Here is a 14,365-nt window from a genome sequence, read left to right as displayed (position 1 = left end):
TGAGTCGGTGGGGGTGCCGGGCCGCGGTGCGTCCGGGCCGGTGCCTTCCCGCTGCCTTCGGGGTGGGCGGGTCCCGGGTGCGCCGCTGCGGTGGGCGGGACATCACGGATGGCCGGTGCTTGGGCTTCCCATGGGGCGGTGCATACGGTTTCTTGAACACGGGCCGCCGAAGTAGGGCGTTGTTCAACTGCCGTTCAGAAGTGGGCGGGAACGTGTGCGCCGAACCGAGGTCCGCCACCCTCCACGGCACTCCCACCGTCTCAGGAGACACACATGTCGCTCACCCGCAGGGACTTCGCCAGAACCTCCGCGATCACCGGTGCCGGGGTCGCCCTGGCGGGCAGTGTCGGCGCACTGGCCACCGCGCCGAACGCCCTCGCCGCGACGGACATCGACAGCGACGAGGCGCAGCCGGCGCACGGCGGCCACCACGGCGTCGGCTACGGCCCGTTGCACCCCGACCCGGCCGGCATCCTGGCCCTGCCCGCGGGCTTCACGTACGAGATCGTCACCTACAGCGGCAGGACCACGCTGGAGTCCGGCGAGTTCACACCCTCCAACCACGACGGCACCGCCGCCTTCGAGGGCCCCCGCGGCACCACGCTCCTCGTCAACAACCACGAACTGGCCGGCGCCCGCGCCCAGTGGCCGCACCCGGTGCCGCTCACCGAGGGCCTCGTCTACGACCCGGCCGCGGCCGGCGGCTGCACCGTCGTCGAGGTCCGCCGCGGCGGCGAGGTCGCCGAGTGGGTGGGCATCGCCGGCACCGCCACCAACTGCGCGGGCGGCAGCACCCCGTGGGGGACCTGGCTCACCTGCGAGGAGACCGAGGACAAGGCCGGCAAGAACGGTTTCACCAAGGACCACGGCTATGTCTTCGAGGTCGACCCCGAGGACCGTCGGGCCAACCGCGACCCGAAGCCCGTCAAGGCCCTCGGCCGCTTCGCCCACGAGGCCGTCGTCGTCGATCCCCGGCGCGGCCACCTCTACCTCACCGAGGACGCGTCCGGACCCAACGGCCTGCTCTACCGCTGGACCCCGCCGGAGGGCTTCCGCCACGGCCACGGCAGGCTGCGCACCCTCGCCGACGACGCGGGCAGCCTCCAGGCCTTCAAGTGCTTCGACTCCGGCGGCAGGTTCGTGGACGACCTGTCCCGCGCCACCAGGACAGGCACCGTCTTCGGTGTCGACTGGGTGGACGTCCCCGACCGCGACGCCCGGCAGGTCTCCATCCGCAAGCAGTTCACCGACGGCCAGGTCACCCGCGCCCGCAAGCTGGAGGGCATGTGGTGGGGCGACGGCGGCGCCTACATCGTCTCCTCCTTCGCCCGCGCGGAGAGCCCGGTCCAGCACGACGGCCAGGTGTGGTTCTACGACCCGGGGCGTCGCACCCTCACCCTGAAGGTGCTGTTCGGCGTGAACCCTGACCCGGCCGCCGACGGCGCCTTCGACGGCCCGGACAACATCACCGTCTCCCCGTACGGCGGCCTCGTCATCGCCGAGGACGGCGAAGGCGTGCAGCACCTGTTCGGCGCCACCGAGAGCGGCCGCACCTACCCCATCGCCCGCAACGAACTCAACATCGGCACCGAGGACGCCCCGGAATACAGCGAGTTCACCGGCGTCACCTTCTCGCCCGACGGCAGGACCCTGTTCGCGAACATCCAGACGCCCGGCGTCATGCTCGCCGTCACCGGGCCCTGGAAGCGGCAGAAGCGCGGCTGAACTCCGCACGCCGATTAATTCGTTCGCCCCACTCGCGGCCGTCCTCCTACAGTGATGCACGTCCAGGTGCGAAGGCAGGACCTACTTCCACTCATAATGGGGCGGCCGCGGGTTCGAGTCCCGCCACCGGTACAACCGGCCGGTGTAGCTCAGGGGTTAGAGCACCTACGTCGGTTCCGCCGACCTCGATCTCTGGACACCACAACTTCATGCACCTCCCGGTGCGAAGCATGTGATCTCGGGGAGGCGCAGCTCATGGTGGGTGCCCGGTGCGCAGGCAGCGGATACTTCGGGGGCTGGTGGGGAAACCCGTGCGGGTTCGAATCCCGTCATCGACTCAGGGTCGGTGTGGCGGAACGGAAGACGCGCCAGTTACAGCAACCGCAGTCGATTCCGACCTCGGACACCCTCTTTTTGTTGCGCCTCCCTCCGAAAGCGAAAAGAATTCGGGGGAATTCACCATGGCGCGATTCAACACACGGACCACCAGGGCGCAGCCGAAGTCGGCGGTGACCTCGACGGGCCGGATCCTGCGGACCTACGAGGGCGGCCGGGGCCAGGAGCGCGATCCGCGCTCGGAGCTGTTCCTGCTCGCCGTCTCCCACTTCGCCCAGAACACCTTCTACGAGTCCGGCGCCGACCGCGACGACCGGTTCACCCGACTCGTGCGCGACCTCGCCGTCACCGACCCCAACTGGACGGCCGGACTGCTCGGCTGGCTGCGTGGCGAGGGGCACCTGCGGACCGCCTCGCTCGTGGGCGCCGCCGAGTACGTGCACGCGCGTCTGGCGGCGGGCGCGACCGACGGCCCGTCGAACCGGCAGGTCGTGGACGCGGTGCTGCAGCGCCCCGACGAGCCCGGCGAGCTGCTCGCGTACTGGACGTCGACGTACGGCCGCGCCGTCCCCAAGCCCGTCAAGCGCGGGGTCGCCGACGCCGTACGACGGCTCTACCACGCCAAGTCGCTGCTGAAGTACGACACGGCGTCCAAGGGCTACCGCTTCGGCGACATCCTCAACCTGGTGCACGCGGCACCGGACCCGGACAAGCCGTGGCAGGGCGAGCTGTTCCGGTACGCCCTCGACCGCCGGCACAACCCGGACACCGCCGTGCCGCCCGCGTCCCTGCAGGTGCTCACCGCGCACCGCGAGCTGATGGCGCTGCCCGTCGCCGAGCGGCGGGCGGTCGTCACCTCACCCGGGGGCGCCGCGCGGCTCGCGGCGGCCGGCCTCACCTGGGAGGCGCTGGCCGGCTGGCTCCAGGGACCGATGGACAGGGCGGCCTGGGAGGCCGTGATCCCCTCCATGGGCGCGATGGCGCTGGTCCGCAACCTGCGCAACTTCGACGAGGCCGGTGTGTCCGACGAGGTGGCGGCCCGGGTCGCCGCGCGCATCAGCGACCCGGAGCAGGTGGCGCGTTCGCGGCAGTTCCCGTTCCGCTACCTCGCCGCCCACCGGCACGCGCCGTCGCTGCGCTGGTCGTACCCGCTGGAGCAGGCGCTCGGCCACTCGCTGTCCAACGTGCCCGCGCTGCCGGGCCGCACGCTGGTGCTGGTCGACCGGTCGGGCTCGATGTTCTGGTCGCCCTCGCGTGACCGTTCGGAGCTCACCCGGGCCGACGCGGCGGCGATCTTCGGCACCGCGCTCGCGCTGCGGGCGGCCGACGCCGACCTCGTCGAGTTCGGTACGACCAGCAACAAGGTGCCGTTCCGCCGGGGCGAGTCGGTGCTGAGGATCCTGGAGCGCTTCGGCAACCTGGGCGGCACGGACACCACCGACGCGGTGCGCCGGCACTACGCGAAGCACGACCGGGTGCTGATCGTCACCGACGAGCAGTACGCCCCGAACCGGCACGGCGACCCGACCGCCCAGATCCCGGCCCACGTGCCCGTCTACACCTGGAACCTGGAGGGCTACCGGGCGGGCCACGGACCGTCGGGCACGGGCAACCGGCACACGTTCGGCGGCCTCTCGGACGCGGCCTTCCGGATGGTGCCCCTGCTCGAAGCGGCCCGTGACACCCGCTGGCCGTGGCAGGCCTGAGCGGCACCCGGTTCCTACCCGGCCCGGGGACGGGCCGGGCCCTGATCGTGGCCCGCACTCGTACGGGGGGTGCGGGCCACACCCTTGCCCGGCGACGAGCTGATATCTAACATTTCAGTGCATGCAGGCCCTGCGACCCGTTTCCCGCACCCTCCTGCGGGACCGCGCCTACGCCGTGATCCGTGACGCCATCGTGGCCGGGGAGATCGAGCCCGGCGCCGTGGTGCGCGACGCCGATCTCGCCGAGCAGCTGGGACTGTCCCGGGCGCCGGTGCGCGAGGCCTTCTCCCGGCTCGTGGACGAGGGACTGCTGGAGAGCAAGCCGCAGAGCTACACCCGGGTCACCCCGCTCGTCGCCGCCGACGTACGGGACGCGGCGGCCGTCGTGGGCGCCCTGCACGAGCTGGTCACCCGGGTCGCCGTACCCCGGCTGCGGCCGGAGGACCTGGAGGAGATGCGCGCGGCCAACGGCCGGTTCGTCGCCGCCGTGCGCGCCGGTGACGTGGACGAGGCCCTGCGCGCCGACGACGACCTGCACGACGTGCTGGTCCGGGCGGCGGGCAACCGCGCCGCCGCCGCCACCGTCGCCCGCTACACCCCGCTCATCCGCCGCCTGGAGCGGCGGCGCTTCGGCGAGGGCGGCTCGTGCCGCTCGGCCGGACTGCACGAGCGGCTGATCGAGGCCTGCGCCGCCGGTGACGTGGACGCGGCGGTCCGGGTCACGGAGGAGATCTGGCGCACGCTCACCGCCCTGGCCGACCCCGACTGACCCTGGAGGCACCGTGTCCCGTTCCACGTCGCTGGAGTCCTACGACCGTTACCCCCTCCTCTTCGGCCCGTCCCCGGTGCACCCCCTTGAGCGCCTGACCGCGCGCCTCGGGGGTGCCCGTCTCTGGGCCAAGCGGGAGGACTGCAACTCCGGGATCGCCTACGGCGGGAACAAGACCCGCAAGCTGGAGTACCTGGTCGCCGACGCACTCGCCCAGGGCTGCGACACGCTGGTGTCGATCGGCGGGGTGCAGTCCAACCACACCCGCCAGGTCGCGGCCGTCGCCGCCCGCGTGGGACTCAGGTGCGTGCTGGTGCAGGAGAGTTGGGTCGAGTGGCCGGACGCCGTGTACGACAAGGTCGGCAACATCCTGATCAGCCGGCTCGCCGGGGCCGAGGTGCGGCTGGTGCGGGCGGGGTTCGGGATCGACTTCAAGGAGAGCTGGGAGCAGGCGTTGCGGGACGTCGAGGCGGCGGGCGGCAGGCCGTACGCCATCCCCGCGGGCGCCTCCGACCACCGGCTCGGCGGCCTCGGCTTCGCCCGCTGGGCGTACGAGGTCGCGGCACAGGAACGGCAGTCGGGCGTCTTCTTCGACACGGTGGTCGTGTGCTCGGTGACCGGGTCCACGCAGGCGGGCATGGTCGCGGGGTTCCGGGCGCTCGAAGAGGCCGGCGGCCGGCGGCGGCGCGTGATCGGCATCGACGCGTCCGCCGAACCCGCCGCCACCCATGAGCAGATCACCCGGATCGCCCGCGCCACCGGCGAACTCATCGGAGCCGAGGAAGAGCTGACGGAAGCGGATGTCGAACTGGACGCGCGGTACCACGCGGGCACGTACGGCATCCCCGACGAGTCCACCCTGGAGGCGATGCGGCTGGCCGCGCGGACGGAGGGCATGGTCACCGACCCGGTGTACGAGGGAAAGTCCATGGCCGGGCTCATCGACCTCGTCGAGCGCGGCGAGATCGCCAGGGATTCCACCGTCCTCTACGCCCATCTCGGCGGCCAGCCGGCGCTGAACGCCTACAGCGCGCTGTTCTAGTCCGGGCGCCGGTCCAGCGCTGCCCGCTTCGCGGTCGACACGGCCTTCCATCTTAGATCACGAATTACTACGTTCTGTGCCTATATTTCTCACGCTGAGTAGTCGATAAGTGAGCAAGTGCGCTCAGGTGAGAAAGGGTCAATCATGCGTACATTTCAGCGCGCAGCGCTGGTGGCCGCCGTGGTCACGGGACTGTCCGCCCTTGGCGCCGGCACCGGCTTCGCCGATGACGACGACGGTCCGTACCAGGTCTCCGTGGTGGCCTCGGCGGCGGCTTCCGCGCAGGCCACCGCCGTGGTCACGTGGGGCGCCCCGCCCGGCCGACCGCAGTCGGACACGCAGTCCGATACGCAGTCGGACTCGCAGTCCACCTCCCAGACCAACTCCCAGTCCAACTCCCAGGCGGACCCGCAGTCGGACTCGCAGTCCAACTCCCAGGCGGACCCGCAGTCGGATTCCCAGTCGGATTCCCAGGCGGACCCGCAGTCGGACTCCCAGGCCGACTCGCAGTCGGACTCGCCTGCGACTTCGCCGGCCGAGGAGTCGACCGAGGACGAGCAGAAGCAGCCGACGGAGCAGGGTCATCGGAGTCCGGGGCCGCAGCGCGATGACAAGCCTTCGGTGTCCAAGCCCGGCAAGAAGCCCTCGGCGTCGAAGCCTGCCAAGAAGCCTGTGGCGCCGAAGCCCGGTAAGAAGCCTTCCGCGTCTAAGCCCGATCACAAGCCTTCCGCGTCGAAGCCTGGCCAGAAGCCTGCGGCGGCGAAGCCCGACCACGAGCCCTCGGCGGTGAAGCACGAGCACAAGCAGCACGGGGCGAAGCCCAGCCACAAGCACCACGAGCGCGGGCACAGCCACAAGCACGGGCGCGGAGTCGAGCGCTTCTCGGGCGCCTGGGCCTCCATGGTGACGTCGGCCGAATGACCTGTGCCCGGCGGCCGTCGGCGGGCGGGGCCATGATGGCGGTGTGCCCCGCCCCTCGACGCCCGGTCCGGCCGAGGCCTTCGGCCGCCTCGAATCGGCCCCCACGCCCCGGACCGCCGTGGCGTGGCTTCCCCCGGCCGAACTCTGGCCCGCCGTCCAGCGCATCCGCGCCGTGCACGACCCGCAGATCCGCCGCTGGCCACCCCATGTGAACCTGGTCTTCGGCTTCGTACCGGAGGAGGACTTCCCGGTGGCGTTCCAGCTGCTGGCCGCGGCGGCCGCCGGGTGCGAGGCCTTCGACATCCGGCTCAGCGGAGTCCACGCCTTCCGTCACCGGTCCTACGCCACCGTGTGGCTCGACCCCGCGGCGGCCGGCCTCGCCCCCTGGACACGGCTCCAGCGCGCGCTGGCGGAGCCCTTCCCCTCCTGCACGGAGCGCTTCCCTCGCTTCACCCCGCATCTCTCGCTGGGCCGCACCCGTGTCCCGCGCGTCCTCGCGGCCGACTGTGCCGCCCGGCTCGGCGTGCTGCGGGCGCGTGTGGCCGAGATCGAGGTGCTTTCCCGCCGCGGCGACGGCCCCATGCGGACGCGGGCCACCATCGGTCTGGGCACCGGCGCCGTACACCGGCACCTCGGACCGGACCCGGCCACCGGCGGGTACGAGCCACCGGACCGGCACTGACCGGCGCCGGCGAGCGCTTCGCGGCGGAGGTGCCCTCGACCGGCCCGCTGGTGCAGACTCGGGTGTCGGCGCCGACCGTCCTGTCGGCGCTGGTGAGGACGCGGACGGCGACAAGCGGGGAGTGACGGGATGCCGCAGGTGAGGCCCATGCGTGCGGACGCTCGGCGCAATTACGAGCGCTTGCTGAAGGTGGCGGCGGAGGCCTTCGCCGAGCATGGGGAGAACGCGTCGCTCGACGACATCGCCAAGCGGGCGGGCGTCGGCTCGGGCACGCTCTACCGGCACTTTCCGACCCGGCAGAAGCTGCTGGAGGCCGCCTACGTGGACCGGATCGAGGCGCTGGGGACGCGGGCCGACGAGCTGGCCCGGGAGCTGCCGCCGGGCGCGGCGCTGATGGAGTGGCTGCACGAGTTGTGCGTCGCGACGCTTCAGGTGCGCGGGATGAGGGCGCTGCTGGGCAAGGCGGTCACGGTCGGCGACGCGGCGGCGCTGACGGCGTGCGGGTCTGTGGTGCAGGGCGCGGTGGGCCCGCTGGTGCGGGCCGCGCAGGCGGAGGGCAGCGTCCGGGCCGACCTCGAGCCGATCGAGTTGCTGCGGCTGGTGCACGGGGTGGCCACCGCGTTGGAACTGGCCGACGGGCAGGGGCGGGAGATCCGGCGGTATCTGACGCTGCTGGTGGATGGCCTGCGGCCGTAGCGCGCGGGCCGCTTGTGCGGTGCCCTGTGCCCAGGGGGCGCGGGGCACTGCGCCACCGGTCCCACGCGCCCGCCGCCGGAGGACTACAGAGCCCTCGCTCCCGGCTCCACCATGTTCCGCACCGTCCGGGCCTTCACGAAGTCGCCCAGTGCCGTCATGTCCCACTCGCCGGAGAACTGGCGGATGAGCTTGGCCATCATCACGCCGGTCTGGGGCTCGGCGTGGGTGAGGTCGAAGCGGACCAGTTCCTCGCCGGTGGTGGCGTCCAGCAGGCGGCAGTAGGCCTTGGCGACGTCGGTGAACTTCTGGCCGGAGAAGGAGTTGACCGTGAAGACCAGACCGGTGACCTCCTGCGAGAGGCGGCCCAGGTCGACCGTGATCACCTCGTCGTCGCCGGAGCCCTCACCGGTGAGGTTGTCCCCGGAGTGCCGGATCGCGCCGTTCAGGACCGTCAGCTTGCCGAAGTAGCAGCTGTCGATGTGGTTGCGCTGCGGGCCGTAGACGATGACCGAGGCGTCCAGGTCGATGTCAGCACCCCCGAACGCCGGCTCCCAGCCGAGTCCCATCTTGACCTGGGAGAGCAGCGGACGGCCGCCCTTCATCAGGGACACGGTCTGGTTCTTCCGCAGGCTGACCCGGCCCTTGTCGAGGTTGATCTTCCCGGCGCCGGGAGCGGGGGCGGCCGGGGCCGCGGCCACATGCGGCGCGGGCGGGGTGAGCGGGGGCTGCACGGCCGGCGGGGGCGGGGTGACCGGGGGCTGCCCACCGGGTGCGGGCGGGGTGGCCGGTGTCTGTACGGCGGGTGCCGGGGGAGCCGCCGGCTGCGGCGGAGCCGTGGGCTCCTCCACCGTCACTCCGAAGTCGGTCGCGATGCCGGCCAGTCCGTCGGCGTACCCCTGGCCGACGGCGCGGGCCTTCCAGACGCCGCCCCGCCGGTAGATCTCCATGACGACCAGCGCCGTCTCCGCGCCGAGCTGCGGCGGGGTGAACGTGGCCAGTACCGCGCCGCCGTCCGCGTCGCGGACCGTGGCCGTCGGCTCGATGCCCTGGAAGGTCTGGCCGGCCGCGTCCGGGCTGGCCGTGACCACGATCTTCTCGATGTCCGGCGGGACGGCCGCGGTGTCGACCGTGATCGCGTCCGGGGCCGCACCGCCGCCGGAGGCGTAGGTCACGCCGGAGCCCGTCGGCTGGTTGTAGAAGATGAAGTCGTCGTCCGAGCGCACCTTGCCGTCGGCGGTGAGCAGCAGGCCCGACACGTCGAGCCGCACCGGTGCGGCCACGTCCACCGTGACGCGGGCGGCTGACAGAGGGATGTTCGAGCCAGGGGTCATAGCTGTCATGCCGGGTGAACGAACGACACCGCTTTACCGTTCCCTTACCAGCCAGAACCCGTCGAACGGCCTACGGCACCACCACGATCTTCCGTCCGATCCCCGCCGCGAACTGCTCCAGTGCCTGCGGGTACCGCTCCAGCGGGATCCGGTCGCTGATGAACACCCGCGGATCCAGCACCCCGTTGGCGAACAGCTCGGCCGCACGCTCGAAGCTGTGCAGGACGGCCATCGAACCGGTGATCGTGATCTCCTGGTTGTAGATCCGGTACGGGTCGATCGTCACCCGGGTCGCGTAGTCGGCCACCCCGAACTGCAGGAACGTGCCCGCCTTCGCCACCCGGTCCAGGCCGTCCTGGATCGCCGCCGCGTTCCCGGTCGCGTCCACGACCACGTCCCAGCCCTGCGGCCGGTCCAGCTCGTCCGCACGCGCCGCCGCGGCGGACACCCCCAGCTGCCGGGCCGTCTCCAGGCGCGCGGGGTTCACGTCGACCATGTCCACGCTCGCCGCGCCCGTCCGCTTGGCCAGCTCCAGCATCATCAGGCCCATGGTGCCGGAGCCGTAGATCAGGACGTGGGCGCCGAGGCGGGACCGCAGCACGTCGTAGCCGCGCACCGCGCACGACAGGGGCTCCACCAGCGCCGCGTCCTCGGTGCGCACGTGTTCGGGCAGTTTCACGCAGTTCGCCACCGGCGCCACGGCGTACTGGGCGGCGCCGCCCGCCGTGGTCACGCCGATCGCGGCCCACCGCTCGCAGAGGTTGTTGTGGCCGGTACGGCAGTGGCGGCACTCGTAGCAGTACAGCGAGGGGTCCACGGCCACCCTGTCGCCGATCGCGACCTCGGTGACCTGGCCGCCGACTGCGACCACCTCGCCCGCGAACTCGTGCCCGGGGACGATCGGCAGCTTGGGCGCGAACTCGCCCTGGAGGATGTGCAGATCGGTGCCGCACAGGCCGCAGGCGGCCACTTCCACGACGACCTCGCGCGGTCCCGGTGCCGGGTCGGGGACCTCGGTGACGACGGCGCGGCCCACGGACTCGATGACGGCGGCCTTCATTTCACGGCTCCCAACGACAGGCCCTGGACCAGCTTGTCCTGGGCGGCGAACCCCGCGGCGAGCACCGGCAGGGAGATGACGAGCGACGCGGCGCACACCTTGGCCAGGAACAGGCCCTGGCTGGTGATGAAGCCGGTCAGGAAGACGGGGGCGGTCTCGGCGACCACGCCCGTGAGGACCCGGGCGAACAGCAGCTCGTTCCAGCTGAAGATGAAGCAGATCAGGGCCGTCGCCGCGATCCCGGGCAGGGCGATGGGGGCGACCACGCGGGCGAGGATCGTCGGCAGGCGGGCGCCGTCCACTCGGGCCGCCTCGATGACGGCGACCGGGACCTCGGCGAGGAAGGACTGCATCATCCACACCGCGATCGGCAGGTTCATGGAGGTGTAGAGGACGACCAGGAGCCAGATGTTGTCGAGCATCCCGGCGTTCCTGGCGAACAGGTAGATCGGCAGCAGGCCCGCCACGGCCGGCAGCATCTTCGTGGACAGGAAGAAGAAGAGCACGTCCGTCCACTTCTTCACCGGCCGGATGGACAGCGCGTACGCCGCCGGAAGGGCCAGCAGGAGGACGCAGAGGGTGGAGACGACCGACGCCACCGTGGAGTTGACCAGCGCGGGCCACGGGCTGGGCCCGCCGCCGCTGCCGAAGAACTCGCGGTAGCCGTCGAGCGTCAGCGACGCCGCGAAGGACGGCGGGTTGGTCGCCGCGTCCGCCTCGGAGTGGAAGGACGTCAGGGCCATCCATGCGATGGGCAGGAAGAACACGATCCCGGTGAGCCAGGCCAGGAGGCCGAGGCCGTTTCTGCGTACGGCGGTCATGCGCGGGACACCTCCTCGCGGAACAGGGACGACACCACGCGCAGGGCGAAGGTCGCGATGACGATCGAGCCGATGACGACCAGGACGCCGGCGGCCGAGGCGAGGCCGTTCTCATGGGCCTGGTAGAAGCTCTGGTAGACGGTGTAGGGCAGGTTCGCGGTCCCCAGTCCGCCTGAGGTGATCGTGAAGACCGCGTCGAAGTTCTGCACGATGTAGATCGAGCCCAGCAGGGCGCCCAGCTCCAGATAGCGGCGCAGGTGGGGCAGGGTCAGATGGCGGAAGATCTGCCAGTCGCTCGCGCCGTCGACCCGCGCGGCCTCGATCTGCTGCTGGTCCCGGCTCTGCAGCCCGGCGAGCAGGATCAGCATCATGAACGGCGTCCACTGCCATACCAGGGAGGCCTCGACCGCGAGCAGCGGGGTGTGCGAGATCCAGTCGGGCTGTGGGCCGCCCACATAGTGCAACAGCCCATTGAGCAGACCGTATTCGGGGTTGTAGAGCACATGCTTCCAGAGCAGCGCCGCGGCCACCGGCACCACCAGGAACGGCGCGATGAGCAGGGTGCGGACGACGCCCCGGCCACGGAACCTGCGGTCCAGCAGCAGCGCCAGCGCCAGTCCGAGCACCAGGCTGGCCAGCACCACCGCCACCGTGAGCAGCACGGTCGTCCACACCGAGTGGCGCAGGTCGGCGTCGGTCAGCACCTGGTGGTAGTTGTCGAGGCCGGTGAAGTGCCGGGCCTTGGGGTAGAGGGCGTTCCAGTCGAAGAAGGAGATCACCAGCGTGGCCACGAACGGCAGCTGGGTCACGGCGATCATGAAGACGAGGGCCGGCAGCAGCGGGGCCCGGGTGGCCCAGGCGCGCAGCCTGGCCGAGGGCTGCTTCGACGTCCTCACCGGTGCGGCCGCGTACGGGGCCGTGGTCGTCGCTGTCATCGTCCCTCGTACTCCTTGGAGATCTTCTCGGCGAGCGCCTGCGATGTCTTCAGGGCCGAGGCGACGGACTGGCGTCCGGCGATGGCCGCGCTGATCTCCTGGGAGACCTTGGTGCCGAGGTCGGTGAACTCGGGGATGCCGACGAACTGGATGCCGGGCGCGGGCCGCGGCTGCACACCGGGGTCGTTCGGGCGGGCGCCCTCGATGGCCTGCCGGGTCATCTCCTGGAAGGCCGCCGCCGACGTGCGGTAGTCCGCGTTCGTGTACGTCGACGCCCGCTTGCCCGCGGGGACGTTCGACCAGCCGCTGGTCCTGCCGACCAGCTGCTCGTATCCCTTTCCGGACGCCCAGGAGACGAACTTCCAGGCCTTGTCGGGGTTGCGGGATGCCTTCTGGATGCCCCAGGCCCAGGTGTAGAGCCAGCCGGAGGAGCCGGTCTTCACCACGGGCGCGGGGGCGTAGCCGAGCTTGCCCTTGACCGGGGAGTTCGCCGCCTCCAGGAGGCCGGCCGCGGAGGTGGCGTCGTACCACATGGCGACCTTGCCCTGGGTCATGTCGTTCAGGCACTCGGCGAACCCGGACTGCGCGGCGCCTGACTCGCCGTGGGCGCGGACGAGGTCGACATAGAACTTTGTCGCCTTCTCGAACTCCGGGGAGTCCAGGCGGGCCTTCCAGCCCTTGTCGAACCAGGTGCCGCCGAAGGTGTTCACGACCGTCGTCAGCGGGGCCATCAGCTCGCCCCAGCCCGGCAGCCCGCGCAGGCAGACGCCCTTCATGCCGGGTCGCGCGCCGTCCACCCGCGCGGCCAGGCCGGCGATCTGCTGCCAGGTGGGGTGGGCCGGCATGGTCAGCCCCTTCGCGGCGAACACGTCCTTGCGGTACATCAGGAAGGACGACTCGCCGTAGAAGGGCTGCCCGTAGAGCCTGCCGTCGACGCCGGTGAGGGACTGGCGCATCGGCTTCAGGACGTCCTGTTCGTCGTACGCCGGGTCCTTCGCCACGTACGTGTTCATCTCGTGCAGCCAGCCGTTGCGGGCGTAGATCGGTATCTCGTAGTTGGACAGGGTGGCCACGTCGTACTGGCCGGCCTGGTTGGCGAAGTCCTGGCTGATCTTGTCCCGGACGTCGTTCTCGGGCAGGACGGTGAAGTTGACCTTGATGCCGGTCTCCTTCGTGAAGTGCGCGGCGGTCAGCTTCTGCAACTCGGTCATCTGGGGGTTGTTGACCATCAGCACGTTGATGGAGTCGCCGCCGGAACCGGTCCCGCCCGCACCGGCCCAGCAGCCGGACAGCAGCGGGGCGAGCAGCGTCCCTGCGGCGGCCATGGCGAGCGTGGCTCGCGGCCTCCGTCGGCTCGGGATACGCATGGATCGCTCCTGGAGATTTAGGGATATAAGGGGCGTTCGGAGGTGTGGAACACCCCCTGGGGGAGTGGGTGCGAGCTTTCGTGAGGGGGGTGGGGAGGGGGAGAGGTGGAGTTGTCAGACCCGGATGACCTGGGGGCCCAGCAGGGAGTAGCGGTGGGCTTCGGCGGCCGGCAGCTGGGTGCTCGTCACGATCGCCTCCAGGGCGCCGACCTCGGCGAACCTGCAGAAGCTGACCGCGCCGAACTTGGTGTGCACGCCCGCGAAGACGGCTCGGCGCGCGGCCCGCATGGCCTGTGCCTTGACCTCGCTGACCGCCGGGTCGGGGGTGGTCAGGCCGTGCTCGCGGGAGATGCCGTTGGCGCCGATGTAGGCGAGGTCGAGGACGAAGCCGGCGAGCATCTTCGTCGTCCAGTGGTCGACGGTCGCCAGTGTGCCGGCCCGCACCCGGCCGCCGAGCAGCAGCACCGAGATCTGCTCGGCCTCCGCCAGGGCGCCCGCGACCGGCAGGGACGCGGTGACCACGGTCAGCGGCCGGTCGGCCGGCAGGGCCTCGGCGATGAGCTGCGGGGTGAAGCCCTCGTCCACGAAGACCGTCTCCGCGTCCCCGAGCAGCTCGGCCGCGGCGGTCGCGATCCGGCGCTTCTCGGGCACGTGGCTGGTGGCGCGGAAGGCGAGTGTCGTCTCGAAGCCGGCGCTCTCCACCGGACAGGCGCCGCCGTGGGTGCGACGAACCAGACCGTGGTCCTCCAGGGTGCGCAGATCGCGCCGGATGGTCTCCTTGGCCACGCCCAGCGCCGCGGCCAGCGCGGTGACGTCGACCGAGCCGGTCGCACGCGCGGCCAGCACGATCTCGCGCCGGCGTTCCTCCGCCGTCCTGGTGCTCATGTCGTCACCCGCCTTCCCGCTGTGTCCCGTGGCTCGTTCGCCTCAGGGGCGCCTCGGCCGGCGCCGCGCCCCGCGGCTGACCCGCGTGC

General features: G+C 71.5%; 13 protein-coding genes. 7 read left to right on the top strand and 6 right to left on the bottom strand.

The window, feature by feature from the left end:
• The first annotated feature begins 273 nt into the window (after positions 1-273).
• From IO33_RS0118040 to IO33_RS0118010, 7 genes are all read left to right on the top strand, one after another.
• Positions 274-1,725, top strand: coding sequence for an alkaline phosphatase PhoX (locus IO33_RS0118040; RefSeq protein ID WP_031166026.1), 1,452 nt, complete (start codon positions 274-276; stop codon positions 1,723-1,725).
• A 461-nt stretch (positions 1,726-2,186) separates the two neighbouring features.
• Positions 2,187-3,767 carry a TROVE domain-containing protein gene (locus IO33_RS0118035; RefSeq protein WP_031166023.1) on the top strand — a complete coding sequence of 527 codons (1,581 nt, stop codon included), beginning with the start codon at positions 2,187-2,189 and terminating at the stop codon, positions 3,765-3,767.
• Positions 3,768-3,888: 121 nt separating this feature from the next.
• Positions 3,889-4,536 carry a GntR family transcriptional regulator gene (locus IO33_RS0118030; protein ID WP_031166020.1) on the top strand — a complete coding sequence of 216 codons (648 nt, stop codon included), beginning with the start codon at positions 3,889-3,891 and terminating at the stop codon, positions 4,534-4,536.
• A gap of 13 nt (positions 4,537-4,549) precedes the next feature.
• Positions 4,550-5,578: a 1-aminocyclopropane-1-carboxylate deaminase gene (locus tag IO33_RS0118025; RefSeq protein WP_031166018.1), complete on the top strand. Its 1,029-nt coding sequence runs from the start codon at positions 4,550-4,552 to the stop codon at positions 5,576-5,578.
• Between the two features lie 144 nt (positions 5,579-5,722).
• On the top strand, positions 5,723-6,499 hold the full coding sequence (locus IO33_RS0118020) for a hypothetical protein (RefSeq protein ID WP_031166015.1): 777 nt from the start codon (positions 5,723-5,725) through the stop codon (positions 6,497-6,499).
• Positions 6,500-6,542: 43 nt separating this feature from the next.
• A complete protein-coding gene (locus IO33_RS0118015; protein WP_051926837.1) occupies positions 6,543-7,181 on the top strand; it encodes a 2'-5' RNA ligase family protein in 639 nt (212 codons plus the stop codon).
• A gap of 129 nt (positions 7,182-7,310) precedes the next feature.
• On the top strand, positions 7,311-7,877 hold the full coding sequence (locus IO33_RS0118010) for a TetR/AcrR family transcriptional regulator (RefSeq protein ID WP_031166010.1): 567 nt from the start codon (positions 7,311-7,313) through the stop codon (positions 7,875-7,877).
• Between the two features lie 83 nt (positions 7,878-7,960).
• On the opposite strand, the gene IO33_RS0118005 is transcribed toward IO33_RS0118010, so the two are convergent.
• From IO33_RS0118005 to IO33_RS0117980, 6 genes are all read right to left on the bottom strand, one after another.
• Positions 7,961-9,208, bottom strand: a complete 1,248-nt coding sequence (locus tag IO33_RS0118005) for a TerD family protein (protein WP_031166008.1) — start codon at positions 9,206-9,208, stop codon at positions 7,961-7,963.
• A gap of 70 nt (positions 9,209-9,278) precedes the next feature.
• Positions 9,279-10,268, bottom strand: a complete 990-nt coding sequence (locus IO33_RS0118000; RefSeq protein ID WP_031166006.1) for a zinc-dependent alcohol dehydrogenase family protein — start codon at positions 10,266-10,268, stop codon at positions 9,279-9,281.
• Entirely contained in the window at positions 10,265-11,089 is an 825-nt protein-coding gene (locus IO33_RS0117995) for a carbohydrate ABC transporter permease (RefSeq protein WP_031166004.1), read from the bottom strand. Before IO33_RS0117995 ends, IO33_RS0118000 begins: the two co-directional genes overlap by 4 nt.
• Positions 11,086-12,024: a carbohydrate ABC transporter permease gene (locus tag IO33_RS0117990; RefSeq protein ID WP_031166001.1), complete on the bottom strand. Its 939-nt coding sequence runs from the start codon at positions 12,022-12,024 to the stop codon at positions 11,086-11,088. Before IO33_RS0117990 ends, IO33_RS0117995 begins: the two co-directional genes overlap by 4 nt.
• Positions 12,021-13,391 (bottom strand): ABC transporter substrate-binding protein, encoded by a 1,371-nt coding sequence (locus tag IO33_RS0117985; protein WP_031165998.1) that lies wholly within the window; start codon positions 13,389-13,391, stop codon positions 12,021-12,023. The genes IO33_RS0117990 and IO33_RS0117985 overlap by 4 nt, the downstream gene beginning before the upstream one ends.
• Positions 13,392-13,505: 114 nt before the next feature.
• Complete coding sequence (locus IO33_RS0117980) at positions 13,506-14,276, bottom strand: DeoR/GlpR family DNA-binding transcription regulator (protein ID WP_031165995.1); 771 nt, start codon at positions 14,274-14,276, stop codon at positions 13,506-13,508.
• Positions 14,277-14,365 lie beyond the last annotated feature (89 nt).

Source organism: Streptomyces durhamensis (genome assembly GCF_000725475.1).
Classification (GTDB): domain Bacteria; phylum Actinomycetota; class Actinomycetes; order Streptomycetales; family Streptomycetaceae; genus Streptomyces; species Streptomyces filipinensis.
Note: the sequence above shows the minus strand (reverse complement) of the source record. Positions and strands in the feature narration are given on the sequence as shown.

Excerpts from the sequence above, each read along its gene's own strand:
- IO33_RS0118040 (WP_031166026.1), top strand. The coding sequence starts at position 274 with ATGTCGCTCACCCGCAGGGACTTCGCCAGAACCTCCGCGATCACCGGT.
- IO33_RS0118035 (WP_031166023.1), top strand. The coding sequence starts at position 2,187 with ATGGCGCGATTCAACACACGGACCACCAGGGCGCAGCCGAAGTCGGCG.
- IO33_RS0118030 (WP_031166020.1), top strand. The coding sequence starts at position 3,889 with ATGCAGGCCCTGCGACCCGTTTCCCGCACCCTCCTGCGGGACCGCGCC.
- IO33_RS0118020 (WP_031166015.1), top strand. The coding sequence starts at position 5,723 with ATGCGTACATTTCAGCGCGCAGCGCTGGTGGCCGCCGTGGTCACGGGA.
- IO33_RS0118010 (WP_031166010.1), top strand. The coding sequence starts at position 7,311 with ATGCCGCAGGTGAGGCCCATGCGTGCGGACGCTCGGCGCAATTACGAG.
- IO33_RS0118005 (WP_031166008.1), bottom strand. The coding sequence starts at position 9,208 with ATGACCCCTGGCTCGAACATCCCTCTGTCAGCCGCCCGCGTCACGGTG.
- IO33_RS0118000 (WP_031166006.1), bottom strand. The coding sequence starts at position 10,268 with ATGAAGGCCGCCGTCATCGAGTCCGTGGGCCGCGCCGTCGTCACCGAG.
- IO33_RS0117995 (WP_031166004.1), bottom strand. The coding sequence starts at position 11,089 with ATGACCGCCGTACGCAGAAACGGCCTCGGCCTCCTGGCCTGGCTCACC.
- IO33_RS0117990 (WP_031166001.1), bottom strand. The coding sequence starts at position 12,024 with ATGACAGCGACGACCACGGCCCCGTACGCGGCCGCACCGGTGAGGACG.
- IO33_RS0117985 (WP_031165998.1), bottom strand. The coding sequence starts at position 13,391 with ATGCGTATCCCGAGCCGACGGAGGCCGCGAGCCACGCTCGCCATGGCC.
- IO33_RS0117980 (WP_031165995.1), bottom strand. The coding sequence starts at position 14,276 with ATGAGCACCAGGACGGCGGAGGAACGCCGGCGCGAGATCGTGCTGGCC.